17 protein-coding genes and 1 tRNA gene are annotated in these 24,786 nt (G+C 71.4%); 13 read left to right on the top strand and 5 right to left on the bottom strand.

All coding sequences use genetic code 11. The annotated features are described in order from the left end of the window. Window positions 1-28 precede the first annotated feature (28 nt). From WMF28_RS12030 to WMF28_RS12015, 4 genes are all read left to right on the top strand, one after another. Window positions 29-727 carry a hypothetical protein gene (locus WMF28_RS12030; RefSeq protein ID WP_437602330.1) on the top strand — a complete coding sequence of 233 codons (699 nt, stop codon included), beginning with the start codon at window positions 29-31 and terminating at the stop codon, window positions 725-727. A gap of 125 nt (window positions 728-852) precedes the next feature. Further along, window positions 853-1,404 carry an outer membrane beta-barrel protein gene (locus WMF28_RS12025; RefSeq protein WP_437602329.1) on the top strand — a complete coding sequence of 184 codons (552 nt, stop codon included), beginning with the start codon at window positions 853-855 and terminating at the stop codon, window positions 1,402-1,404. A 78-nt stretch (window positions 1,405-1,482) separates the two neighbouring features. After that, entirely contained in the window at window positions 1,483-4,338 is a 2,856-nt protein-coding gene (locus WMF28_RS12020) for a hypothetical protein (protein WP_437602328.1), read from the top strand. A 69-nt stretch (window positions 4,339-4,407) separates the two neighbouring features. Beyond that, a complete protein-coding gene (locus WMF28_RS12015) occupies window positions 4,408-6,504 on the top strand; it encodes a S9 family peptidase (RefSeq protein ID WP_437602327.1) in 2,097 nt (698 codons plus the stop codon). Window positions 6,505-6,602: 98 nt separating this feature from the next. Here WMF28_RS12015 and WMF28_RS12010 read toward each other — a convergent pair whose 3' ends face one another. Continuing rightward, on the bottom strand, window positions 6,603-7,343 hold the full coding sequence (locus WMF28_RS12010) for a hypothetical protein (protein ID WP_437602326.1): 741 nt from the start codon (window positions 7,341-7,343) through the stop codon (window positions 6,603-6,605). A 389-nt stretch (window positions 7,344-7,732) separates the two neighbouring features. Between WMF28_RS12010 and WMF28_RS12005 the strand changes: the two genes are divergently transcribed. Then, complete coding sequence (locus WMF28_RS12005; protein WP_437602325.1) at window positions 7,733-8,536, top strand: hypothetical protein; 804 nt, start codon at window positions 7,733-7,735, stop codon at window positions 8,534-8,536. A gap of 40 nt (window positions 8,537-8,576) precedes the next feature. Next, window positions 8,577-10,820: a type VI secretion system Vgr family protein gene (locus tag WMF28_RS12000; protein ID WP_437602324.1), complete on the top strand. Its 2,244-nt coding sequence runs from the start codon at window positions 8,577-8,579 to the stop codon at window positions 10,818-10,820. Window positions 10,821-10,993: 173 nt separating this feature from the next. Here the strand turns inward: WMF28_RS12000 and WMF28_RS11995 are convergent, their stop codons facing one another. Then, window positions 10,994-12,073: a hypothetical protein gene (locus tag WMF28_RS11995; protein WP_437602323.1), complete on the bottom strand. Its 1,080-nt coding sequence runs from the start codon at window positions 12,071-12,073 to the stop codon at window positions 10,994-10,996. Between the two features lie 208 nt (window positions 12,074-12,281). Between WMF28_RS11995 and WMF28_RS11990 the strand changes: the two genes are divergently transcribed. Next, window positions 12,282-13,658, top strand: a complete 1,377-nt coding sequence (locus WMF28_RS11990; protein ID WP_437602322.1) for a type VI secretion system Vgr family protein — start codon at window positions 12,282-12,284, stop codon at window positions 13,656-13,658. Window positions 13,659-13,864: 206 nt separating this feature from the next. Here WMF28_RS11990 and WMF28_RS11985 read toward each other — a convergent pair whose 3' ends face one another. Then, entirely contained in the window at window positions 13,865-14,947 is a 1,083-nt protein-coding gene (locus tag WMF28_RS11985; protein WP_437602321.1) for a hypothetical protein, read from the bottom strand. A gap of 788 nt (window positions 14,948-15,735) precedes the next feature. On the opposite strand from WMF28_RS11985, the gene WMF28_RS11980 reads away from it, so the two are divergent. From WMF28_RS11980 to WMF28_RS11955, 6 genes are all read left to right on the top strand, one after another. Then, window positions 15,736-15,869: transfer RNA gene (locus WMF28_RS11980), tRNA-Arg, on the top strand. A gap of 133 nt (window positions 15,870-16,002) precedes the next feature. Next, a complete protein-coding gene (locus WMF28_RS11975) occupies window positions 16,003-17,598 on the top strand; it encodes a TROVE domain-containing protein (RefSeq protein ID WP_437602320.1) in 1,596 nt (531 codons plus the stop codon). A 181-nt stretch (window positions 17,599-17,779) separates the two neighbouring features. Continuing rightward, entirely contained in the window at window positions 17,780-20,446 is a 2,667-nt protein-coding gene (locus WMF28_RS11970) for a DUF2169 domain-containing protein (RefSeq protein WP_437602319.1), read from the top strand. Then, window positions 20,433-21,497 carry a pentapeptide repeat-containing protein gene (locus WMF28_RS11965; RefSeq protein WP_437602318.1) on the top strand — a complete coding sequence of 355 codons (1,065 nt, stop codon included), beginning with the start codon at window positions 20,433-20,435 and terminating at the stop codon, window positions 21,495-21,497. Before WMF28_RS11970 ends, WMF28_RS11965 begins: the two co-directional genes overlap by 14 nt. Before the next feature lie 18 nt (window positions 21,498-21,515). Then, complete coding sequence (locus WMF28_RS11960) at window positions 21,516-22,202, top strand: DUF3540 domain-containing protein (RefSeq protein ID WP_437602317.1); 687 nt, start codon at window positions 21,516-21,518, stop codon at window positions 22,200-22,202. A 23-nt stretch (window positions 22,203-22,225) separates the two neighbouring features. Beyond that, window positions 22,226-22,618, top strand: a complete 393-nt coding sequence (locus WMF28_RS11955; RefSeq protein WP_437579845.1) for a DUF4150 domain-containing protein — start codon at window positions 22,226-22,228, stop codon at window positions 22,616-22,618. Between the two features lie 42 nt (window positions 22,619-22,660). Here WMF28_RS11955 and WMF28_RS11950 read toward each other — a convergent pair whose 3' ends face one another. Further along, complete coding sequence (locus WMF28_RS11950) at window positions 22,661-23,137, bottom strand: hypothetical protein (RefSeq protein WP_437602316.1); 477 nt, start codon at window positions 23,135-23,137, stop codon at window positions 22,661-22,663. Window positions 23,138-23,356: 219 nt separating this feature from the next. Then, window positions 23,357-24,604, bottom strand: coding sequence for an aspartate kinase (locus tag WMF28_RS11945; RefSeq protein ID WP_437602315.1), 1,248 nt, complete (start codon window positions 24,602-24,604; stop codon window positions 23,357-23,359). Window positions 24,605-24,786: the final 182 nt, after the last annotated feature.

The raw sequence follows: 24,786 nt of genomic DNA, 5'->3' as shown, positions 1-24,786 counted from the left end.
CGAAGAATTGCTCGCGGGGAGAGTCCTCATGTGTCCTCATTGCGGAAAGAACGCGCCGGTCATTCACCGCGGGCTCGCTGCGTATTGCACCGCGTGCGGCCGGGAGCGCCTGCCGTTTGCGGGCAAGTCGGTCAGCCTGGCGGGGAAGCCGTCCAGGGTCGGCGGAGCTGTCGCGGGCGCGCTCGGCTGGCTGGTCCTCATCGGGGGGATCGGGCTGGCGCTTCTCCTCGGGCTGGTCGCGGCCGCGCTGTTCCCGGGCTCGATCGCCGGCCTCGCGATCGGCCTGCCGATCGGGTTCGTCGCCCTGACGCTCGGCGTGCTTCTCCTGATCAGCGGGCGGAAGCTCTCCCGGTCCGGGGTGAAGGCCTCGCGGGACGCGCAGATCCAGGCGATTTTCTCGCTCGCGTCGCACCGCCGCCGCCCGCTCACCGCGCAGGAGGTCGGCGTCGTGCTCGACCTGCCGTCGTCGGAGGCGGACACCCTGCTCACCGAGCTCGCCAAGGAGCGCCCCGACGACGTGGGCGTCGAGCTCGGCGAGCACGGCGAGCTCCTCTACACCTTCTCCGGGATCACGGGGGCGGCCGGCGTCCGCTTCCCGCAGCCCTCGCTCCGCATCGATCCGGGCCACGGCGCGGCCGACCCCGCGGCGAGGGTCTTCGCGGAGGAGTTCGATGAAGAGGAAGCGGGCGCGTCCCGCGCTCCCCGCCGCCGCGAGCGGCTCCGCTGAGGATGTCCCGCGGCGCGCATGCTAGCCTCGCGCCGCGCGCCCATCGAGCGCCCGGCGCGCGCCTCCATCGCCTTCGCTCCCTGGTTCGGCGCGGGGGCGCTCCGGGCTGCTCGCCGCCACCGACCATGAGATGCTCCCCTGCCGCCCCGCTGACCGCCGCCGCGCTCGCGCTCGTCGCGCTCCTCGCCCCCTCGCAGGCCGACGCCTTTGAACGGCAATGGCACGCCGGCGCCAGCATCGGGTACGCGCTCCTCGCGGACGGCGGAACGTACCCCGGGCTCGGCGGCGGCCTGCACGTCGCCTATGGGCTCACCGACGCGTTCAACGTGATGGCCGAGCTCGACACCGCGTCCCACCCGGGGGGCGATCTCATGTTCCTCGGCGCATCGGCCGGCGCCGCCTACGTCATCGACATCCTGCAGTGGGTCCCTTACATCGGCCTCATGACCGGCGCGTACGACAGCGTGCGCCTCGCGCCCTGCGGCTCGCATGGCCAGCCGAGCTGCCACCGAGGGCAGTTCGGGGTCTCCATCCCGTTCGGCATCGACTACGCCTTCAACCGCCAGTTCGCCGCAGGCTTCGCCGGCAAGTACACGCTGCTCCTCCCGGGCGCAGGCGACGGTCCGGGGAGCTATTTCACGGCGTTCGCCCGCGCGGAGTTTCTCTGGGGCTACTAGCTCGCGCGTGACGTCCTTCGGAGAGATCGGGCGCAGTCGTGCGAGACCTCCGGGCGAGCCAGACGGAAGGAGCGGACCGTGGAACAGCTTTGGCAGCGTGTTTCTGAGGGCCGGCACACGGCCTTGCTCGACATCGTCCCCGGGGAGCCTCCGCCCCAGCTCGGGCTGCGCGTCCTGCGCGTGCGCTGCGATGTGCCGGAGGTGACGCTGGGGCCGCTGCACGAGGTGCGGACCCAGGTCGAGCGGCTCGTCGGCGGGGCGCCGCCGCTGCTCGATCAGGCGCGCAGCCGCGTCGTCTCCGGGCTGCGGCGCCGGCTCCTCGGCGACGTGCACGAGCGGAGGGTGGACGTCGAGTTCACCGAGGCCGCCAACCGCCTCGCGCAGCACACCGATCGCAGGTGGGCCATCGTCTTCGACGCCGTGGAGCTCGCCGACCACGCCACGCTCGACGTGCTGCGGCGGGTCGTGTCGCGCCCCGACGCGCTCCGGGTCGCGCTCGTCCTGTCCTTCCGCCTGCGTGCGCCCGCCGGCCCCGCCGGCGAGCTGCTCAGCGCCGTGCGCGCCGGCTCCGGCGCCGACGCGATCCTCCGGCCGCCCGACGCCACGACAACGCTGACGAGCGTGACCGCGCCCCCGCCGCCGCCGCAGCTCACGCTGCGCGAGCTGCCCGGCGAGGTGCTCCGGGTGCTCCGGGCCGGCGCGATCGTCGGCTCGGGGTTCGAGGGCGAGCTCGTCGCGGCGCTCCTCCGCGTCGATGCGGTCGACGTGCTCGAGGCGCTGCAGCGCGCCGCGGACGCGGGCGTTCCGCTCGAGGACCGCGGCGAGGGGCGCTTCCACCTGCCGCAGACGATCGTCGAGGCGCTCCGCGGGTCGATCCTCCCGTCGCTCGCGCGGCTGTGGCACCGGCGGCTCGCGACCCTCCTCAGCGAGGAGCCGATCGCGCCGGGCGCTCCGGCGGCGTACGACCCGCGCGCGGCGGCGGGCGCCGTCGCGCCCGACCCCCAGAAGAGCCCTGCCGCGGGGCCTGCCGGCGCGTCGTCTGCGCCGTCCACGTCGACACCCGCCATCGCGACGCCGCGCACGAGCGGCACGATGCCCCCGCCGGCGGCCGCATCGCCGGGCGCGCCCACCGCCGCCGCCGTGCAAGTTCTCGAGAGCGGCGGCGCGGCGGCCGCCGACGAGCGGGAGAAGGGCGCCGACGCCGGATCCCTGGGAGCGCGCGGCGGGGTACCGCCGGTGGCGGAGACGCTCAGGCCGCCGCCTGCCGCCGCCCATGCCGGCGGCGCGCACATGAACAGCGCGCGCCGCGCTTACCCGCGCGTCGGCCAGGAGAGGTCCACGCCGATCGCGCCCGCCGGACCGGGCAACCCGCCGTGGCCCTACGCCGAGCTGTTCCCGCGCAGCCCGGAGAGCCGCCGCCGCTCCGAGCCGCCCGAGTCCGTCCGGTTCGACGCCCCGCCCGACTCGCTGGACGCGCCCATCCCGGGGCCGGTGCGGGTGCCCCGCGATCTCGCGCCCGGCAGCGCCGGCGGCCAGGGGGACGAGCCGATCCTCTCGGTCCGTGGGGCCTCGCTGCGCGTCCCCGCCGCGCTGTCCGAGCGACCGCCCCCCGGCGGATCCCGCTCGTCCTTCCCGTGGCCTGCGGCGCCCGACGCCGCGGCCAGCGCGCGCGTCGACCCCGCGCGCGCCGCGGCCGAATCCCTGCGCGCCGCCGCGCCGCTCGGCGTGTCCGTGCACCCGGCCCCGCCCGAGCCCGACCGCGCCGAGGCCGCGAGCGCCGCGGGCGCGTCGGAGCACGGCGCCGGACGCCGCCCCCACGACGCGCGCGCGGCAGCCCACCTCACCGAGGCCGGCGATCTCGAGGAAGCGGCGCGGCGCTACCGCGGGGCCGCGGCGGAGGCGGCCGCCATGGGCGCGTATGCCCAGGCGCTGAGCTACGGGCGGAAGGCGCTCGCGCTGCTCGACGGCATGCCGGCCACCCCCGCGCGCCGGCGGCTCCGCGTCGGCGCGCTCGCGGGCCTCGCCCGGGTGCAATGGCAGGCGGCCGGCCCTGACCCGGACTTCACGCTCGCGGGCGCGCTCGAGGTGCTCGACGCCGCGCGGGCGCTCCTCGCGCAGGGCGACCCGCCGGAGCTGCACGCCGAGGTCGCCGCGCTCACCGCGAGCGTCTGTTACGACATCGGCGACATGCGCTCGCTCGAGCGCGCGCTGGAGGAGCTCACGACCGCGAGCCGCCTGCTGCTCGACGCCGGGGACGCGCTCGGCTCGGCCCGGCTGCTCAACGATCAGGCGGCGGTCTACGTGCGCATGGGCGATCCCGTCCGGGCGGCGCACCTCCTCACCGAGTCGCGCCGCGTCTTCGAGGAGCGGGCCCGGGTCGATCCGGTGGCGCGCGTCGAGCTGGCCGAGACGGACCACCTCTTCGCGCGGATCCCGCTCCACGTCCCCCCCCGGCCCGGGCGCGAGTCCGACGCCCTCTCGCTGGGGATCGACCACGCGCTCGCCGCCGAGCGCACCTACAAGCAGCTCGGGGATGGCCGGGAGCTCGCCCGGGTGTGGGAGACGATCGGCCGGCTGGAGCTCCGCAAGGGCCGCCTCGATCGCGCGACGCAGCGCCTGAGCGCCGCGATCGAGGCGGAGGAGGCGCTCGGCGATCTCATCGGCCTTGCCCGCTCGACGGCCGCGCTGGCCGAGGTGCTCTCGGCGAAGGGGCTGCACCGGGAGGCGCTCTCGTTGCTGGCCGAGTCGATGGCGATGAACCTGGAGAAGGGCTCGCCGCTCGGGCTCGCGTACAACCGCCGCGCCCTGAACGCGCTCGTCCCGAACATCTCGCTCCAGGGCGACGAGGCCGAGCTGCTGCGGAAGCTCGCGGCGCAGCTCACGGCGGCGGAAGCGGCCCTCGGCCGCCTCAGGCTCCCGGGCGAGCCCGACTGAGCCGGCTCCCGGTCGCCGCCGCGGCCTTTGACCTTGCCGGCGCGCGGCCGCTCCGGCGAAATGTCCCACATGTCGTCCCCCTCGACGCGGCGCCGGCGCCACGACGGCGCGCTGCTCTCCTTGCTCGGCCTCCTCTCCCTCTCCGCGGCGTGCGCGCCCGCCTCGTCGGCGCCGGCGCCGGCCGCGCCCCGGCCCGGGGCGCCCGCGCCGTCTGCGCCGTCGGTCTCCGCCGAGGCGCCGCGGCCTGCGCCCGCGCCGGAGCGGCCGGGGTACGAAGGCCACGGCGCGGCGAGCGTTTCTCCTGAGATCCTGGCACGTTATGCGCCGCCGCCGCTCCCGGACGACGTCTCGCGCCGGATCCAGGTGCTGCTCGACGTGCGCGCTCCTTCTGGCGGCGTCCTCGGGCCGGATGGCAAGGCGCTCTACTTCACCTGGACGATCACGGGCACGAGGCAGGTCTTCCGGCTCGACGGGCCGCAGCGTTTCCCGCTGCAGCTGACGGGCGGCGAGGATCCGACGGTGGTGCAGGACGTCACGCCCGGCGGCGCGCACCTCGTCCTCTCGCGCGATCGCAAGGGCGAGGAGAACCCCGGGCTCTATCTGCAGGACGTGAAGGGCGGCCCGCTCCTCGCCATCCAGCACAAGCCTGGCGTGCAGACGCAGCTGCAGTTCGTCTCCGACGACGGGCGGCACGTCTATTACCGGGCCAACGACGTCAAGAAGGACGCGTATGCCATCTACCGGTATGACATCGCGTCGAAGCAGCGCGAGCTCGTGTTCGATCACGAGGGCATCTGGCGCGCCGTGGACGCCGCGGCCGACGGCCGCCTGCTGCTCGCGAGGGACGTCGGCTCCAACATGAGCGAGTTCTACGCGTGGGCGCCCGGCGCGCAGGGCGCCGCGAAGGCCGATCCTGCGGCCGGAGCGCTGACTCCCCTCTTCGGGCAGGGCGAGCGCGAGGACTACAGGGCCATGTTCGGAGCGGCGCCCGGCGAGGTCCTCGTGCTCACGCCGCGCCTCGGGGAGTACCGCCGGCTCTACAGCTGGAAGGCGGGCAAGCTCACGCCGATCTCGCCGGAGCTCCCGTTCGACGTCAGCGCCTTCTCCATCGACCGGGCGCGGAAGAGGATCCTCTACACGGTGAATGAGCGGGGCCACACGCGGCTGCGCGCGCTCGACGCGAGGTCGCACCGCGAGGTCAAGCTACCCGCGCTCCCCGCGGCGGATCATGTGGTGCCGGTCGCGACGACGCCGGATGGCCGGTTCACGACGCTGCTCCTGGAGACCTCGAGGGCGCCGGCGGCGAGCTATGTCCTCGACTGGACGACTGGCAAGCTGACGCAGTGGCACACCCCGAGCATGCCCGAGATCGCGCCGGACGCGTTCGCGGCGGCCACGCTGGAGTCCTATCCGGCGCGCGACGGGACGCAGATCCCGATGTTCGTGCGGCGCCCTGCCCAGTGCGAGCGGCCGTGTCCGGTGATCGTCCATTTCCATGGCGGCCCGGAGAGCCAGATCAGGGCGGGGTTCAGCGCGCGTGCGCAGATCTTCGTGGACGCGGGGTTCGTGTTCGTCGAGCCGAACGTCCGGGGGAGCGACGGTTACGGCAAGACGTGGCTGCACGCCGACGACGGCGCGAAGCGGCTCGACATCATCACCGACATCGAGGACGCGGCGAAGTTCGTCAGGGCGAGCTTCGGCCACGAGGGCCGGCCGCCGAAGGTCGGCATCTTCGGCGGCAGCTACGGCGGCTATTCCGCGCTGCTCGGCATGACGATGTTCGCCGGCGCCTACGACGCGGGCGCGGCCGTCGTCGGCATGAGCAACCTGGTGACGTTCCTCCAGAACACGGCGCCTTACCGGCGCATCCTCCGGATCTCGGAGTACGGTGATCCCGAGAAGGACCGGGAGGCGCTGATCAAGCTCTCGCCGATCACGTACCTCGATCGGGTGAAGGCGCCTCTGCTGATCGTGCAGGGGGTGACGGATCCGCGCGTGCCTGCTGGCGAGTCGGTGCAGATCCAGCGGGCGCTGGAGGCGAAGAAGATCCCGTCCGAGCTCATCCTGTTCGCCGACGAGGGGCACGGGGCGCAGAAGCGGGACAACCAGGTGCTCCAGTACGGCCATCTGGTGCGGTTCTTCCGGACGCACCTCGGGGGGCGGTAGGCGCTTATTCCAGGTCTGTTTGCGCGGCGCGGGGGGCAGCTCCGAGCTGCCCGGCCCGAGGCTGCGTGTCGGATGCGGCTGGCGCCGGAGAGGAGCCCTCAGGCGGCGCTGGCGGCCGGAGGCTGCGCAGGGGCGGCCGGAGGCCGCGCAGGGGCGGCCGGCTCGTCGGTGACGCGGGACGCGTCCGCGAGGTCGTCGAAGATCTGCGGCATCAGGGACACCTTGCCGTGGAGCCGGAGTACGCACTCCACGAGGAGCTTCGCCGCGCCATAGATGTTGAGCCACTCGGCGCGCGCGGCCTTCACCTCGGGGGTCATCGTGCGGCGGGCGATCCGGGTCTTGCCCACGCTCCGGATGAGCGGCTCGAGGGCGTCCCGCGAGCGCTTCAGCTCAGCCGCCCACGCCTCGTGCTCTGGCAGCTGACGCTTGCGCTGCTCGACCACCTCGACCGCATGCGCCATCGCCGCGGCGAGCTTCGCCGGGCGGCGGCGGAGCACCGTGGCGAGGGTCTCGCCCTGAAGGATGTCGCGGGCCAGCGCGACCCCGCCGGGCCGAGACGCGGCGTGCTCGACGAGGCGGCGAAGCAGGTCGCGGCCCTTCGCGACCGGATCGACCTGGCCTCTCCTCGAGGTGCTGGACGCGGGGGCCGCCACCGCAGCTGCGATCGCCTCCAGCATCGCCTTGCGCAAGGCCTCCGTCGCGGCGTCGAGCCGCGCCGTGATGGCGCGCAAGGCCTGCTGGAAGCCCGCATCGACCGGCAGGACGAGCGTCCGGATCTGCGACGCGGTGAAGCGGCCGTAAGCCTGAATATCGCGCTGGTAGATGTAGGAATCGGACATGGGGGCAGCTCCACCGCGGAACAGGCGGACCCAGCCAGAGCTCTCTACCCGAGGCGCGCGAGCGGCGGGAGGGAATTCCGTGGGCCGCGACGAGACAGAAGCCGTCGGGTCGTGGCGCGCACGCCGGTGAGCGCCGTCGGAAACAAACGCTCTCGAGGGCATCCAGCCTGAGCGGAACCTGGCGCGGCGCCGGCGCTGCACGTTCCTGGGGACGCCAACCGGGCGCAGCGCCGGTGCCGTGCGCCTTCGCGGCAAAGCCGCGGGCGCGGCGCCCGCCCGGTGCTGTGCGTTCTCGCGCCGAAACACCAGCATCATGATACCTGTCGTGGACAGCCACGAACGCAGCCGGCCTGGAGAGCGTCGGAGCGGCGGCGGGACAGACGACAGCGATGATCACGAAACAACTCAAGAACCTGCTGATGATCCCGTCGCCCAACGCATCTCGATCCCGGCCGCGCGCGCTGCCGCCGGAGGCGGCGGCGCACGCCCGCGTGGCGAAGCCCGGCGCGGCTCGCGCGGAGGCCTCTGCACCCGAGGCATCTGCGCCCCCCGCGCCGGGTGAGCCCCCCGCGCCGCGACCGACCGGCGACCCTGCCCCGCGTCGCGCGCCGGCGGTGCCGAGCTTTCTTCGCGCGGCGCCGGCCGACCCGGCGTCGCTGGTCCCGCCGGGCATGCGCAAGTTCACCGATCTTCGTGGCACGCAGCCCACCTCCGACGCCGCCTCCACCGCACCCGTGCTGCCGTTCGGCCTCCCTGCACCACCGCAGCCCGCGAAGCTCGGCGCGGCGATGGCCGAGGTGCCCAGAGGCATGCGCGGCTTCACCAGCTTGACCGGAACGCAGCCGACGTCCGGAGCGCCCGCGGAGGCGGCTTTGCCGTTCTCGTCCAGCGCTCGCGCCGCGCCCGCTGCGCCCGCCGCGCCCGCTGCGTCCCCGGGCGCCCCGCCGGCCCCGGCGCTCTCCCTGGAGCAGTATGCGTCCCTCTGCGCCGACCTCGCCGCCGCTCCCGCCGGCGCGGAGGCCCTCTTCGCGCAGTACGGGCTCAGGGAGCCCGAGGCGCGCCGCGCGGTGGACGGCTTCTGGCGCGAGCGCCTGGCGCGCGACCCGGCGGCGCATCAGCGCTGGCAGGAGCTTTACTGGCAGCAAAGGGCCCGCTCTTCTCCCGCCGGGAAGAGCCCGAACGAGCCGAGATGAGCGCCGCGCCCGGCGGCGCAACCCCCGAGGAGACCCGACCATGGCCATCGACGTGCGCCTGACGTTCCCCACCTCCGGAGTCACCGGCTTCGAGGTCCACCAGCTCGACTACAGGGACGCGCTCAACGATCTCTTCGAGCTGACGCTCGACGTGGTGACCACCGATCCGGAGGTCGATCTCTCCAGCGTGGTGGGCGAGGAGATCGTCGTCGAGCTCGACGGCGAGCCCTTCCTCAAGAAGGTCCACGGCATCGTGCGGCGGGTGCGGCAGCTCTCGGCGGAGCCCACCGGTGTGTCGCGCTACGAGCTCGCGGTCGTGCCTCCCCTGTGGCTCAGCACCCGGGCCGCGGATCACCGCATCATCCAGAACCTCACGGCGGACGATGTCTGCGAGGTCGTGGCGTCGGCGTACGGCGGCCGGATCCCGGCGCCGAGCTCGCTCATCGCCTCGCCGGATCGGCCGGCGCGCGAGTACCGCGTCCAGTACGGGGAGACCGACTTCGATTTCATGTTCCGCGCTCTCGCGGACGAGGGCCTCATCTCCTACTTCGATCACGGGTCCCGGAGCAGCGACTGGGTGCTCGCCGAGGACACGGCCTTCACCGACGACGGCGCGCCCCGGGTGCCGTTCGTGCCGCCGACGGGCGCCGGGATGAGCGCGGCGGCGCCGACGGTCTCGTTCATCGCGATCACCTCGTCGATCGAGACGTCGATGGTCACGGTGCGGGATTACGACTTCAAGAAGCCCGAGTACGTCCTCGATCAGCGGGTCGAGACCTCGCAGAAGGCCTTCGTCCGCGAGGCGACGCTCGAACGGTACGAGTTCACGACGAACAGGTTCACCGCCGCCTCCGAGAAGCACGGCGAGGCGCTGGCGAAGCGGTACCTGGAAGAGGCCCGCTCGGAGCGGCGGGTCTTCGAGTGCCACACGAGCTTCGCGCTCGGCGCCGGCGGCCGCTTCACGGTCGAGGAGCACCCGCGCGCCGACGTGAACGGCCAGCTGCTCGTGATCCGGTCGCGCTGCACGGTGACGGCGGTGGCTGACGGCCACCCGGTGCGGCGGCACGTCCTCGTCTGCGTGCCCGCGGGCGATCCGTGGCGTCCTGCGCGCCGGCCCAAGCCGCGCATCTTCGGCACGCAGACCGCCTTCGTGGTCGGCAACAAGGCCGGCGTGGACGAGATCGACGTCGACGAGCACGGCCGCGTCAAGGTCGAGTTCCGGTGGGATCGCCGCGACCTGCACGAGGGCAACCCGACCCGCTTCGTCCGCGTCTCGCAGGGCTGGGCGGGGCTCGACTACGGCATGGTGATGCTGCCGCGCGTGAACGAGGAGGTCATCATCGCCTACCTCGACGGCGACCCCGACGAGCCCGTCGTCGTCGGCCGCCTGCACAACGCGTGGAGCGTCTCGCCGCTCAAGCTGCCGGCCGAGAAGACGCGCTCGATCTGGAAGAGCAAGACGTCGCCCGGCGGCGACGGCTTCAACCAGATCATGATGGAGGACAAGAAGGGCGCGGAGCTGCTCGAGCTCCACGCCCACCGCGACAACGTCGTCACGGTCGGCGCGAACCAGGGCGTGGACGTGGGCGGCGACCAGAAGCTCCACATCGCGGGCAAGCGCGAAGACCACGTCGAGGGCGCGGTCGAGGAGGACTACGACACCTCCCTGACGACGACCATCGGCGGGAAGCAGGAGACGACCGCCGAGGCCGTGGTCGAGCGCTACGCCAGCCAGGACACCGAGATGGCGGGCAAGAAGCACACGAAGGCCGGCGCCGTGGACGAGGACTTCAAGCGCCTCGAGACGACCGTCGAGGGGCTGCACAAGGACAAGTTCGGGACGGCGGAGCAGGAGGGCGGGGACGTCAAGTGGAGGGTCGGCGCGCTCGACTGGGAGACGAAGGGGCTCAAGTGGACGCTCAGCGGGGGCGGCTACATCAAGGCGCCGAGCTTCGTGATCGATGCACGGGAGTTCAAGGTCACCAACGCGGGGAGCCACAAGGAGGTCAAGGGCGCGTGGGAAACGCTGTGCGCGGCGCACAAGGACACCACCGCGCACAAGGCGGCATTCCTCACGTCGGACACAAAGAGCGTGTACCACGAGTTCAAGGCCTTCGGCACCAGCATCAACGCCGGGGAAACAAAGCTTGATATCACCGGATTGAAGATCGACTTCGCCGGTTTCAAGCTCCAGAACAACGCTATCAACCTGAAGGACACCGGGACCAAGATCGCCAAGAGCGGCATAGTATCAACGATCGCTGGCATCTTCTCGATCGCATGATCCCGCTTTCCTGATCGCCGACCGAAGCCCCCTATCCGCACCGACATGACTCCGAGGCGCCTCGCGCGGCTGAACGACGCATCTCAGCGGTGATGCAGTAGCCAATCTGAGTCCAGGACTAGCGCCACGCTCCAGCAGGTGGGGCAAGGTCAGCTACTGCCCGAACGAGAGAATCATTCCAACGCGCTGGGCTTCGCCTCGACGTGGACCAGATCTGGCCTCCCCGGCACGGCCCATGCGCGGACCTTCCCGCCGTCGCCGCCGAGCTCGGCGAATCGCGTGTCGGTGATGTGCTTGAGAACGGTGCGTCCGAGCACGGCGGCCGGCTGGTGCGGTGGTGTCACCAGCACGTCGGCGCGGTAGCCCTTGTTCCAAGGTGCACGGAGGCGACCGACGACCTCGTGTTCAGGGCGGCAAATGCGAGAGTAGCGCCAGCGCCCACGGAGCCAGAAGATGAGAGTGAGCGCAGCAGGAATGATGACGCAGGCCGCTGCGGCTGCAAAGTTGCGGAATCTCACGAAGCCGAACGCGATGAGTGTTATGCCGATGAGCCCAGAGATGCAGCCGACCGCTACCGCGGGCTCAATGAACCTGTCAGTGCTGGCCCGCGCCCGTCGCGGGTCGTTCGCCACGTGCACCGCCAGCCACCACCGCCTCTTGATTCGCGGCGGGTGCAGCGCGGCCCAGACGGCATCGGGCAACGCCACCCGCGCCGAGCAGTAGCCGCACGGCACGATCCGGCTCGACCCATCCGCCACGAGCGGTCCGCCGCACTGGGTGCACGCGACATGCACCGGCGCTCGCGGGCGCTCCTCGGCCATCGCCGGCTCGTCGCTCACGAACCCGAGCACCGGGCTGTCCGGCGGCAACCACGGCGGCTTCGGCAGGATCGCGCGCCCCGCGCCGCACGCGGCGCAGACGCAGCCCCCCTGCGGCGCCAGGCGCATCGGCCGCTGGCAGCGCGGGCACGGCGGCGCCTCGTGCCCGCGCTGCCACTCCATGTGCGGCCCCGGCGGCGGGCCGCCCTCGCCCCACTCCGGGCCATGGCGCAGGTACCCGGGCGCGAACTGCACAACGTCCTTCTCGACGCCGCGCAGCGCCTCGTCCCAGACCGGCGGCGGCAGCGCCGACTCCATGAGGCAGCTCGAACAGCGGCACCGGTCGGTCAGCGTGTTAATCGCCATCGGCGCGCTGCAGTGGGGGCACGGGCTGAGGAGCTCGATGCCGGCAAACTCGATGGTCGCTGTGCTCATCCTGTCCTGGAGATCGACGGCGCCCTCGAGCGCGTTGCGCCCACTGTACACGAAGCGACAGCCCGCACGAGCGCCGGGCGGCGCGCACCGCAGCCTCGACCACGACGCGCGGCGACGGGGGAATTCCCCCACCCTGCCGGAATGATGAAACCGCCAAGGCGCCACAAGACGCCAAGACTTTTGTGGTTTTCTTGGCGTCCTTGGCGCCTTGGCGGTTCAAGAGTGCCACACGAGCTTCGCGCTCGGCGCCGGCGGCCGCTTCACGGTCGAGGAGCACCCGCGCGCCGACGTGAACGGCCAGCTGCTCGTGATCCGGTCGCGCTGCACGGTGACGGCGGTGGCTGACGGCCACCCGGTGCGGCGGCACGTCCTCGTCTGCGTGCCCGCGGGCGATCCGTGGCGTCCTGCGCGCCGGCCCAAGCCGCGCATCTTCGGCACGCAGACCGCCTTCGTGGTCGGCAACAAGGCCGGCGTGGACGAGATCGACGTCGACGAGCACGGCCGCGTCAAGGTCGAGTTCCGGTGGGATCGCCGCGACCTGCACGAGGGCAACCCGACCCGCTTCGTCCGCGTCTCGCAGGGCTGGGCGGGGCTCGACTACGGCATGGTGATGCTGCCGCGCGTGAACGAGGAGGTCATCATCGCCTACCTCGACGGCGACCCGGACGAGCCCGTCGTCGTCGGCCGCCTGCACAACGCGTGGAGCGTCTCGCCGCTCAAGCTGCCCGCCGAGAAGACGCGCTCGATCTGGAAGAGCAAGACGTCGCCCGGCGGCGAGGGGTTCAACCAGATCATGATGGAGGACAAGAAGGGCGCGGAGCTGCTCGAGCTCCATGCCCACCGCGACAACGTCGTCACGGTCGGCGCGAACCAGGGCGTGGACGTGGGCGGCGACCAGAAGCTCCACGTCGCGGGCAAGCGCGACGACCACGTCGAGGGCGCGGTCGAGGAGGACTACGACACCTCGCTGACGACGACCATCGGCGGGAAGCAGGAGACGACCGCCGAGGCCGTGGTCGAGCGCTACGCCAGCCAGGACACCGAGATGGCGGGCAAGAAGCACACGAAGGCCGGCGCCGTGGACGAGGACTTCAAGCGCCTCGAGACGACCGTCGAGGGGCTGCACAAGGACAAGTTCGGGACGGCGGAGCAGGAGGGCGGGGACGTCAAGTGGAGGGTCGGCGCGCTCGACTGGGAGACGAAGGGGCTCAAGTGGACGCTCAGCGGGGGCGGCTACATCAAGGCGCCGAGCTTCGTGATCGACGCGCCGGAGTTCAAGGTCACCAACGCGGGGAGCCACAAGGAAACCAAAGGCTTAGTGGACACGGTGATCGCGAGCTGGAACGAGAGGACCTGGTACAAGTCGGCGTTCATCGGCCTGGATATGAAAGGAGTAATTGCCGAAACAAAGACCTTCGGCCGGAGCATCAACATCGGAATTCAGAAAATGGACATAACCGTCTTCAAGGTCGATTTCGCCGGCTTCAAGATGCAGAACAATGCCGTCAACATGAAGACTGCCGCAACCCATATTGACAAGAACGCCGTTCGAGCGATGCTCACGGGCATCTTTTCGATCGCGTGAGGTGGCCCACGCCTCGCAACATGAGTCACCGGTCCTTCGTGGTCATCCACCCCAACGCCTCACGACATCGACGTGAATTGGGCCGGAGGGTCGCGAGAACAGCGCTGCCCGAAGCGCAAAATCAAGTTCCTCTACGGACAGATCCTGACGCATCGAGCTCAACCGGGTGTAGCGACATGGTTGCACAGCCCGATCAAATAAAGCCCCTACTCCAGCACAGAAGGCATCGCCTCGACGTGAACCCGATCTGTTCTTCCGGGCACCATCCATGCGCGGACCTTGCCACCGTCACCGCCGAGTTCGGCGAACCGTTCTGCACTGACGTGCCGTAGAACTGCACTTGCTAGAACGACGTCCGGCTGATGGGGCTTCGTGAGAAGCACCCTGGCGGTGTACCGCAAGCGCCAAGGACCAACCAGGCGGCCCACGACTTCGCATTCGGGGCGGCAGATAGTTCGGTAGAGCCAACGCCCTCGGAGCCAAAGGGCGACGATGACGGCAATCGTAGTGAGTAGACAGGCGGCAGCAACTTCCACTCGCCAATCCAGTAGAGCCAAGAGAAGCATGCCAGGCCACGGCAGCACCAGCACGGCCATGAGGACAACCCAAAGCGCAGGCTCTCCAAACAGGTCGGGTCGCGCCGGCTCTCGTCGCGGGTCAGCGACGACATGGACGACGAGCCACCACCGCCTCTTGATGCGCGGCGGGTGGAGCGCAGCCCAGACCGCATCCGGCAATGCCACCCGCGCCGAGCAGTAGCCGCACGGCACGATCCGGCTCGACCCATCCGCCACGAGCGGCCCGCCGCACTGGGTGCAGGAGACGTGCACGGGCTCGCGCGGCCGCTCCTCGGCCACGGCCGGCTCGTCGCTCACGAAGCCCAGAACAGGGCTGTTCTCCGGAAGCCACGGCGGCTTCGGCAGGATCGCTCGCCCCGCGCCGCACGCTGCGCAGACGCAGCCCCCCTGCGGCGCCAGGCGCATCGGCCGCTGGCAGCGCGGGCACGGCGGCGCGTCGTGGCCGCGCTGCCACTCCACGTGCGGCCCCGGCGGCGGCCCCCCCTCGCCCCACGCCGGGCCGTGCCGCAGGTACCCGGGCGCGAACTGCACAACGTCCTTCTCGACGCCGCGCAGCGCCTCGTCCCAGACCGGCGGCGGCAGCGCCGACTCCATGAGGCAGCTCGAGCAGCGGCACCGGTCGGTCAGCGTGTTGACCGCCATCGGCGCGCTGCAGTGGGGGCACGGGCTGAGGAGCTCGATGCCGGCAAACTCGACGGTCGCTGTGCTCATCCTGTCCTGGAGATCGACGGCGCGCTCGGGCGCGTTGCGCGAACTGTACACGAAGCGACAGCCCGCACGAACGCTGGCCGGCGCGCACCGCAACCTCGATCACGACACGCGATACTCCCCCTCGCTCCGCAGCCCCTGGGGAGGTCGCGCCCCTGGCCGCCCCCTCGTCTCACAGCCCCCGCCCACGTTCCGACCTCTCCACGCCGTCGAAATCATGCACTGCGACACGTCCCGACCTCTCCGCGCCGTCGAAATCATGCCGTGCGATAGGTCGCGACCTCGCAGTTCCGTCGAAATCATGCCGTGCGATAGGTCACGACCTCTCCGTTCCGTCGAAAAGATGCGGCGCGCCAGGTCGCGACCTCGCAATTCCTTCAAAATTATGCTGAGCCATCGGTCGCGACCTCGCAGTTCCGTCGAAAAGATGCGGCGCGCCAGGTCGCGACCTCCGCGCTCGCTCGTCACGAGCGCCCGCCGCGGTCGCGACCTCCCGGCCCCCTGCGCGCCATCCGGCCGGCGCCGCGCCGGCCCCACCCCCGGCCGTCCGCCCTCGATACACCCAACCCCCGGCCCCACCGCACGCCGCCGGCCGGACGGCGGGAGCTCCGCCGGCCGCAGCTCGCCCGTGCCCGCGCGGCGGCGCGCCCACCTCTCTATCCCCCCATCTACAAATTTATCCTCCAGGATAGGCCTCCCCCTGGCCCCGCGCTCGTCCCCCACGGCTCCTCGCGGAAATCCCCGCCCGAGGCCGGCTGGCATCCTCCCTGCAATACCCCCTCAGCGTCCACGCCAGAGTAGCTCAGCGGTAGAGCGCGCAAACAACTCCGGACGGTGTTCTCCGGCGCGATGAGCGCCGGCAGTGAGAACCGGGGTTACTTCCCTCCTAAGGACGAGGTCGCGGGTTCGAGTCCCGCCTCTGGCACAAGGGCGCAGCGCGGCAGTGAGCGTCACGGTTCCTTCGTCCAACAACGACAACCCCCGTGACCACCATCCTCCGCGCTGCGCCCGATCTCTCGACCCCTCGCCGCGCGTGCGTCGAGGAAGGAGGTGTCCTCATGGCTTTCTTTCAGCATCTCAAGCGCAAGGCTCAGCGCGACGGCGCCTCCCACCTGAACTGGATGGGCGGGCGCTCCTACGACATCGCCGATCCGCTGAAGCGCCTCCGCCTCGCGGCCTCGTCGTGCTTCTTCGGCGAGCCCATGTACTACCACCGCGACCCGGCGGACCCGCGCCCGGCGAAGACCAGGAAGAAGGCGGAAGACAGCGCCCGCCTCTCGGACGCGGAGGTGAGGCGCCTGCGCGAGACGCTCGGCGCCGTGGATCCTGCCGAGTGGCGCGCGCTCTCGCCGGCGGCGTTGATCGAGCGGGCCATCGACGAGGCGCTCGCGGCCGATCCGGAGGCGACGCTCGCCGAGGCGGCGCGGCTGCGCGAGGAGGAGCACCTGCGCACGACGCCCCAGGTCATCCTCGTGCGCGCGGCGAACACCGCCTCGGTCCGCGGAACCGGCCTCGTGCGCCGGTTCGCGCCGGGCATCCTGAAGCGCGCGGACGAGCCGGCGGTCGCCCTCGCGTACCAGCTCTACCGGTTCGGCAAGCCGGTGCCGAACGCGCTGAAGCGCGCGCTGCGCGACGCGCTGCAGCGCCTCGACGATCACGCCCTCGCGAAGTACCGCCTCGAGGGCAAGGGGAGCAAGACCGTGGACGTCGTGAACCTCGTGCACCCGAAGAGCCCGAGCGTCGACCGCCTCGCGAAGGGCACGCTCCGCGCGACAGGCCGCACCTGGGAGGCGATCGTCTCGGCCCGCGGCTCGAACCGGTGCGCGTGGCGCAAGGCGCTGCCGGCCATGGGCCACATGGCCCTGCTGCGCAACCTGCGCAACCTCATCGAGGCGGGCGTGCCGACCGACGTGTTCCTGCCGAAGCTCGTCGCGACGGCCGCCGAGGGCAAGCAGCTGCCCTTCCGGTACTACAGCGCCTATCAGGCGGTGAAGGCCTGCGCGCCGGGCGCCGTGCTGGACGCGGTGGAGCAGTGCCTGCACCGCTCCCTCGGCCAGGTGCCGTTCTTCCCCGGGCGGGTGATGGTGCTCTCTGACAACAGCGGCTCGGCGCAGGGCACGACCACGAGCAGCCTCGGCACGATGCGGATCTCCACGATCGCGAACCTCACGGGCGTCGTGGCCGGGATGCGCGCCGACGACGGGCACCTCGGCGTGTTCGGCGACCGGCTGGAGAGCTTCGCCGTGCGCAGGAAAGAGAGCGTGTTCTCACAGCTCGACCGCGCCGAGCAGATCGCCCGCACGATCGGCACGGCGACCGAGAACGGCGTGTGGCTGTTCTGGGATCGCGCCATCCGCGAGCGGCAGCGCTGGGACGCGGTGTTCGTGCTGAGCGACATGCAGGCCGGCCACGGCGGCCTCTACGGTAAGCGACCGAAGGACTACGCGGACTTCGCCTGGAACGAGCAGTACATCGACGTGGCCAAGCTCGTCGCGGCGTACCGCGCGCGCGTGCACCGCGACGTGCGCGTGTTCCTCGTGCAGGTCGCCGGCTACCAGGACACCCTCGTGCCCGAGTTCTACGATCGCACGTACATCCTCGGCGGCTGGGGCGAGGGGCTCCTGCGCTTCGCCGCGGCGATGGCGCAGGCGTAGCGGCGCGCGCCGGAACCCTGCCGGGTCTCCGGCCGCCGCATTGACGGACGCGGGCGGCTCGGTGACAGTGCCGCCGCGGCATGGCCCGCGGCGCCCCTGATCCTCGGCTGGCCCCACGGCCTCGCTTCCCCTCGGCACGGGGGCCGTGGGCCAGCGCTCCCGCGGCGCGCCTCCCTTTCCCATGAAGACGATCAAGCCCCAGAAGCTCGGCCTCCTCCACAGGGTCTTCGAGGACGGCAGCGACTGCTATCTGTCGGTCACCGTCCTGGCCTTCTTCTCGTTCGACCCCGGAGCAGCCCTGCTGTCCGAGATCGATCTGTGGAAGTTCACCGCGGCCGAGCTCGGCAGGGACGCCGTGCTCGACATGGGCATGCCCAAGCCGAGAGGAGAGCTCTTGATCTCCGGGCGAGCCTACCCGCGCGAGGGCCGGGCGCCGGCCTGCGCGGTGAGGGCGCGGCTCGGCGCGGTGGACAAGACGCTCTACGTCATCGGCGACAGGACGTGGCGGCGCGGCGTCCCCACCGAGCCGGAGCCGTTCACCTCGATGCCCATCGTCTGGGAGCGCGCCTTCGGCGGCCCGGGGTTCGCGCCGAACCCCGTGGGCAAGGGGGCCCAGCCGATCGAGACCGAGGCGGGAGAGACCCACCCGCTCCCGAACATCGAGCTGCCGAAGCCGCTGATCACGTCGCCGGGCGATCGACCTGCGCCCGCGGGCTTCGGCCCGATCGACCTCATGTGGCCGCAGCGCTTCGCCAAGATCGGCACGTACGACCAGAAGTGGCTCAAGGAGCGGTTCCCCGGCTTCGCCGAGGACACCGATCTCGGCATGTTCAACGCCGCGCCGGAGGACCAGCAGATCCAGGGGTTCTTCCGGGGCGACGAGCCGATGGTGCTGGAGCACATGCACCCGGAAAAGCCGGTGATCGAGGCGGCGTTGCCGGGGATCGCGACGCGCGCGTTCATGAACCGGAAGAGCGGGGAGACGGAGACGTTCAGCGAGATCGCGATGCACCTCGAGACCGTGCACCTCTTTCCTCACGCCGAGCGCGGGGTCCTCCTGTTCCGGGGCATCGCGCTCGTCGACGAGGACGACGCGGCCGACGTGCTGCAGATCGTGATCGGCGCAGAGACGCTCGGGGAGCCGAGGGCCGAGGAGCACTACCGCGAGGTGCTGAGGCAGCGGCTCGACCCCAAGGCGGGGCACCTCGCGGCCCTGCGCGACGGCGATCTCCTGCCGCCGCTGCCCTCGGGAGCGCGGCCGCCGCGCGACAAGTCCGACGTCGAGCGGCTGCTGGAGAGCGACGATCTCCTCCGGAAGAACCTCCAGGACGGCGCGCGGCGCAGGGCGGAGGCGAACCGCCGAAAGGCGCACGCGACCGTCGTGGAGCTCGGGCTCGACCCGGCGCAGTTCGGTCTGGAGCAGGCCGAGGAGCCGGCCGTGGACGAGGTCATCCCCGACATCGAGGAGCTGGGGCCGTTCGTCGAGGCGCTGGAGGCGCGCGCAGAGCGGGAGCGGGCCGAGGCGGAGGGCCGCCGGGCGAGCGCTGAAGCCGAGGCGCGCGCGGCCTACGCCGCGGCCGGGATGGATTACGACGCGCTGGCGGCAGACGCGATGAAGCAGGCCGCCGGCCCGCCGAAGTTCTCGGCGAAGGCCGAGCGCGAGCGGCTGGAGGATCTCGCGGCGCTGCTCGCGAACGCGGGTTATCCGGACACCGCGCTCGAGGAGACGCTCGCCGATCCCGCCTTCGATCGGAAGCTCGCCGAGATGGAAGCGCAGGTGCTGGAGGGATACCGGCAGACCGCGCACTTCGGCCCCGCGGCCGGCCGGCTCGCCGGCGAGGCCGCGCGGCGCCTCCGCGACGAGGTGATCGAAGCGCATCGCGCGGGGCGCTCGCTCGCCGGCCGCGATCTGACCGGCGCCGACCTCTCCGGCCTCGATCTCCGCGGGGCGATCCTCACCGGCGCGCTGCTCGAGGGCGCGAGCCTCGCGGACGCCGACCTCGAGGACGCCGATCTGGAACGGGCGGTCCTCGCGCACGCCGACCTCTGCCGGGCCGCGCTCCGGGGCGCGAGGCTCGAGGACGCGAACCTGGGGCTTTCGACGCTCCGGGGCGCCGACCTCTCCGGCGCGGACCTCTCCGGCGCCGTGCTCTACCGGGCGGACCTCACGGGGGCATCGTTTCGGGGCGCGGAGCTCACCCTGGCCGACCTCTCCGAGGCCACCCTGGGCGACAACGACTTCTCGGACGCGCTGGCGCAGCTGCTCACGCTGCTGCGGGTCGATCTCGCGGGGTCGAAGCTCACCGGCGCGGATCTCTCGCGGTCCACCTTCATCGAGTGCAAGCTCGGCGGCGTCGATCTCTCGGGCGCCCGGCTGATCTCGACGGCCTTCTTCTCGTCGGAGGGTCGAGGCGCCGTGTTCCGGGGCGCCTTCGCGGAGAACCTGCGCATGGTCAAGGCGTGCGCCTTCGACGGCGCCGACTTCCGCGGCGCCACGCTGAGCGGCGCGAACCTCCGGGGGGCGAGCCTCGCCGGCGCCGATTTCACCGAGGCGCAGATGAACGGCAGCGACCTCAGCGACTGCGACCTGCGCGGCGCCAGGATGGCCTGGATCGCGGCGCGCGAGGCGCGGTTCATCCGAGCCGAGCTGTCGGACGCGGATCTGACGTATGCCGATCTGATGCTGGGCGTCCTCCAGAAGGCGAAGCTCATGGGCGCCGATTTCACCGGGGCCAACCTCTTCCGCGCGGATCTCGCGAAGGTGCTCGGCGACGAGCGGACGCGCTTCGAGGAGGCGAACGTCCGGGAGGTGCGGTTCGTGCCGCGGAGGCAACGTGGACAGGGCTGAGCTCATCGCGGCGATCCAGGGCGGCGAGACGATCTCGGGCGCCTGCCTGGACGGGCAGGACCTGAGCGGCGCCGACCTCTCGGGCGGGCTCTTCGAGCAGGTGAGCTTCCAGGGGGCGCGCCTCGCCGGGGCCTCGTTCAAGGAGTCGATCCTCACCGCGTGCGACTTCAGGGAGGCGGATCTGACCGGCGCCAACCTGCACCATGTGGCGATGCACCGGTGCGTGCTCGCGCGGGCGAAGCTGGTCCGGACGAGCTGGGCGGCGGCGCAGGTCGCCGCGTCCGATCTGTCGTGCGCCGATCTCTCGGAGGCGGATCTGATCATCGCGGCGTTCGCGCAGTCGGGCTTCGCAGGCGCGAGGCTCGCGCGCGCGAGCCTGGATCGCACGGTGCTGGTCGACGCGAACGTGGCGCACCTGGATCTCTCGGGCGCTCGGCTGGAGTTCACGCACCTCATCAAGGCGGACATGACGACGGTCGCGCTGGCCGGGGCGCGCTGCCGGAGCGTCATCTTCATCGGCAGCCGGTTCGCGGGCATGGATCTCTCGGGGCTCGATTTCACCCTCAGCCAGTTCACCGAGGCGGATCTCACCGGCGCGAACCTGACCGGCGCGACCCTCACGCAGTGCGGCTTCAAGGGTGCGAAGCTCACCGGCGCGCGGCTCGACGACGCCAGGGCGGAGGGCGCGATCTTCGTCGAGGCCGACCTGAGCGGCGCGAGCCTCCGCGGCGCGCGGCTCAAGCAGGCGATCTTCGTCGACGCCGAGCTCGAGGGCGCCGATCTCTCGAGGGCCAGCCTCGAGCAGAGCCTCTGGCACCGCGCGCGCTGCGAGCGCGCCCGGTTCCCGGGCGCGGAGCTCACGTACGCCGACTTCTCCCACGCCGACGTCCGGGGGGCGGATTTCACGGGGGCCGCGCTCTTCCGGGCGCGCCTTCACCGGACGCGGGACGAGGGGGCCGTCTTCACCGGCCGCGCGCTCGCCCTGGGCGATGACGAGCCGCTCGCCGAGGCGGAGGCCTGGCAGGACAAGCTTCGAGGCAAGGCCGGCTGAGCCGGCGCGGGAGGCGTGATGCGAAACAACGTTGCGAGGAAGCTCGCGAAGATCGAGAAGCTCGCGAAGATTGAGGAGATCGAGCCCGAGGCTGCCTACCAGGAGGCGGGGCGCGTTGTGCGCGCGGAGGGCGGTGCGTTCGTGGTGGCCTCCGGCGCCGCCGAGATCGAGGCACGTCGCGCGGTGAGCTGCATGGTCGAGCCCATGGCCGGCGACGTGGTGCTCGTCTCGGTGCTGCCGGAGCGCGGCGCGTACATCCTGGCCGTGCTGGAGCGGCAGGGCAGCGACGTCAGCCTGGTGCTCGAAGGGGATCTGCACGTGAAGCTGCCCAGAGGGCGGTTCGTCGTCGGCGCCGCCGAGGGCGTGACGTTCGCGTCCGGCAAGGAGGTGGGGGTGGTGGCCGGCGAGCTGAAGGTCAACGCGCGCCTCGGCAGCGTCTTCGTGGAGAGCCTGTCGTACCTCGGGACGGCGGTGCAGGCCGAGATCGACAAGGTCAAGGTGAAGGCGGCGGCGTTCGACGCTTCCGTGGAGCGGGTGACGCAGCGGCTGAAGCGGGTGTACCGCTTCGTCGAGGAGTTCGAGCAGCTCCGGGCGGAGCGCGTCGACTACGTGGCAAAGAAGAACATGAGCCTGCGCGGCGAGAACACCCTCGTGACGGCCGAGGAGCTGGTCAAGCTCGACGGCGCGCAGATCCACCTCGGTTGAGCTGAACGGGAGCAGAGGAAGCGATGTTTGCCAACACGCAGATGATGGGCATCGACCTGGGGTTGCCGGACGTGTGCTTGACGCCCTCGCCCGCGCCGGTGCCCGTGCCCTACCCGAACATCGCCGCCGGCCCGATGGGGGTGCCCGCGGTCTACAACGTGCTGTTCATGGCCGCGCCGGCCCACAACCTGGCGACGACGATCCCGCTGACGAACGGGGACAACGCCGGGGTCGCGATGGGCGTCGCGTCGGGCACGGTGATGGGGCCGAGCCGCCACCTGACCGGGGCCTTCACGGTGCTGATCCGCGGGATGCCGGCGAGCAGGCTGACGAGCATGTCGCTCCAGAACAGCACGAACTGCCCGGGGATGAGGGTCGTGCCGAGCCAGGTGAAGGTGCTGATGCTGGCGCCGTGAGGGAGGTCGGGACAGCACGCAAACGAGGCACGGTGTACAGCGTCAGGGGCACATCGACTCCTCCGCGATGCAGTCCTCGCTCGGCGGATCGATGTCCGTGCACTTGTTCGCCGGCTGCAAGCTCCAGATACAGGAGTTGTTATGAATGAAACCGTCGACTCGATTGAACACGACGTTCACATCCGAGTAGACCGGTCCCTCGTGGCAAGCGCTCTGCGCGCCGCCGATGTAATAGGCCTCGTTGCCCACATGAACGAGCCCGCCCTCGGGTCCGCTGTTGAGGTGGATATTCCCATGGGCCCCCGCGACGGTCTGCTCGCCCATGGTATCGGTCCGGAGCACCGGGGAGAGCGTTCCCTCCAGCCGGACCTTCACTCCGCCCCACGCGTGATGGAAATCCTTCTCGGTGGGTGAGCTGAGCTTCACCACCTCGCCAGCGCTCGCCTCCGCCCCGCTCGTGGCCCCTCCCGGCCGCCCAGGCCCCGTCGGCAGGCTGCGGTTCCCCTCGCGGGCTGACACCCGCCGGCGCTCATGGAAAGCGCCACCGCGCAGAGCGCGCCTCGCCACAGCAGCTCGACATCCCTGCTACGCATGCGACCCCCCACGACGACAAAAACAACGCCGTGCGCTCCTCACGGAGCGATCGCGACGCCATAACGCAACGCGCCGCGAGCAGCCTCACCGACAGTGTCGGCGGCCGCTCACGGCGAGCGCGCTACGACGGTAGCACGATTTTCGTTACGATTTGGCGCCGAGCCCGAAGCCATCGTGCAGCGCACGGACGGCGAGCTCAGCGTACTTCGTCCCGACCAGACACGAGATCTTGATCTCGCTCGTGGAGATCGCCTGGATGTTGATCGCCTCCGCCGCGAGCAGCTGGAACATCCGCGCCGCCACGCCTGCGTGCGCGCGCATCCCGAGGCCGACGATCGACACCTTCACGATGTCCTCCTCGTAACGGATCCCCACCGCGCCCACGCCGCCGGCGATCTTCTCCATCACGACCTTCGCCCGGGGAAGATCCGCCTTGCCGACCGTGAACGTCACGTCGGCCCTCACCTCGCCGGACGCGCCGCGCGCCTCCAGGCCGTAGCTCGGCGCGTTCTGGATGATCATGTCGACGCTGATGTTCTCCTCGGCCAGCGCGCCGAAGATCTGCGCCACGACGCCCGGCTTGTCGTCGACGCCGACCAGCATCACCCGCGCCTCGTTCCGGTCGAGGGCCACGCCCGTCACCGTCACGCTCTCGAGCGACTGCTCCTCGCCGACGACCCACGTGCCCGGCACGTCCGAGAACGACGACCGCACGTGCACCGGGACACCATACTTCATCGCAACCTCCACGCTCCGTATCTGAAGGACCTTCGCGCCCAGCGAGGCGAGCTCCAGCATCTCTTCGTAGCTGATCCGCTCGATCTTCCGCGCCGTCTTGCAGATGTTCGGGTCCGTCGTGTAAACGCCGTCGACGTCCGTGTAGATCTCGCACTCGGCGCCCACCGCCGCGGCGATCGCCACGGCGCTCGTGTCGCTGCCGCCGCGCCCGAGCGTCGTGATGTTGCCCGCGTCGTCCACGCCCTGGAAGCCGGCGACCACCGCGATCTTCCCCGCCGCCAGCGCCTCGTGCAGCCGCTGGGCGTCGATCGCCTTGATCCGCGCCTTCGTGTAGGCGCTGTCCGTCAGGATCTTCAGCTGGTGACCGAGGAAGCTCCGCGCCTGGCCCCCCAGCGCCTGGATCGCGATCGCCATCAGCGCCGCCGAGACCTGCTCGCCGGTCGCCGCCAGCGCGTCCATCTCCCGCGCGTCAGGCACGGGCGCGATGTCCGACGCCAGCTTGAGCAGCCGGTTCGTCTCGCCGGCCATCGCGCTCACGATGACCACGACGTCATGACCGGCCCGCTGTGTGGCGAGCGCCCGCGCGGCCGCCCGCTGGATGCGCTCGATGGACCCGACGGACGTGCCGCCGAACTTCTGGACGATGAGGCTCACGCGAGGTGTGGCCAACTAGTCCAACGTGGACGCCCGGGTCAAGAGGAAATTCCACAGCTTCGCGGAGCACGCGACAGCTTCGCGGAGCACGCGACAGCGCCGCAGCGCACGCGAAAGCACCGCGGAGCAGACGAGCACAGCGCGCCCAGGCCAGGCACCGGAAGCACCGCCGCCACCCCAAC

The organism is Sorangium sp. So ce590 (assembly GCF_051521365.1).
In the GTDB taxonomy this organism is placed as follows: domain Bacteria; phylum Myxococcota_A; class Polyangia; order Polyangiales; family Polyangiaceae; genus Sorangium.
The sequence above is the reverse complement of the archived record's forward strand: the minus strand, read 5'-3'. Positions and strand labels throughout refer to the sequence as shown.

Excerpts from the sequence above, each read along its gene's own strand:
- WMF28_RS12030 (WP_437602330.1), top strand. The coding sequence starts at position 29 with ATGTGTCCTCATTGCGGAAAGAACGCGCCGGTCATTCACCGCGGGCTC.
- WMF28_RS12025 (WP_437602329.1), top strand. The coding sequence starts at position 853 with ATGAGATGCTCCCCTGCCGCCCCGCTGACCGCCGCCGCGCTCGCGCTC.
- WMF28_RS12015 (WP_437602327.1), top strand. The coding sequence starts at position 4,408 with ATGTCGTCCCCCTCGACGCGGCGCCGGCGCCACGACGGCGCGCTGCTC.
- WMF28_RS12010 (WP_437602326.1), bottom strand. The coding sequence starts at position 7,343 with ATGTCCGATTCCTACATCTACCAGCGCGATATTCAGGCTTACGGCCGC.
- WMF28_RS12005 (WP_437602325.1), top strand. The coding sequence starts at position 7,733 with ATGATCACGAAACAACTCAAGAACCTGCTGATGATCCCGTCGCCCAAC.
- WMF28_RS12000 (WP_437602324.1), top strand. The coding sequence starts at position 8,577 with ATGGCCATCGACGTGCGCCTGACGTTCCCCACCTCCGGAGTCACCGGC.
- WMF28_RS11995 (WP_437602323.1), bottom strand. The coding sequence starts at position 12,073 with ATGAGCACAGCGACCATCGAGTTTGCCGGCATCGAGCTCCTCAGCCCG.
- WMF28_RS11985 (WP_437602321.1), bottom strand. The coding sequence starts at position 14,947 with ATGAGCACAGCGACCGTCGAGTTTGCCGGCATCGAGCTCCTCAGCCCG.
- WMF28_RS11975 (WP_437602320.1), top strand. The coding sequence starts at position 16,003 with ATGGCTTTCTTTCAGCATCTCAAGCGCAAGGCTCAGCGCGACGGCGCC.
- WMF28_RS11970 (WP_437602319.1), top strand. The coding sequence starts at position 17,780 with ATGAAGACGATCAAGCCCCAGAAGCTCGGCCTCCTCCACAGGGTCTTC.
- WMF28_RS11960 (WP_437602317.1), top strand. The coding sequence starts at position 21,516 with ATGCGAAACAACGTTGCGAGGAAGCTCGCGAAGATCGAGAAGCTCGCG.
- WMF28_RS11955 (WP_437579845.1), top strand. The coding sequence starts at position 22,226 with ATGTTTGCCAACACGCAGATGATGGGCATCGACCTGGGGTTGCCGGAC.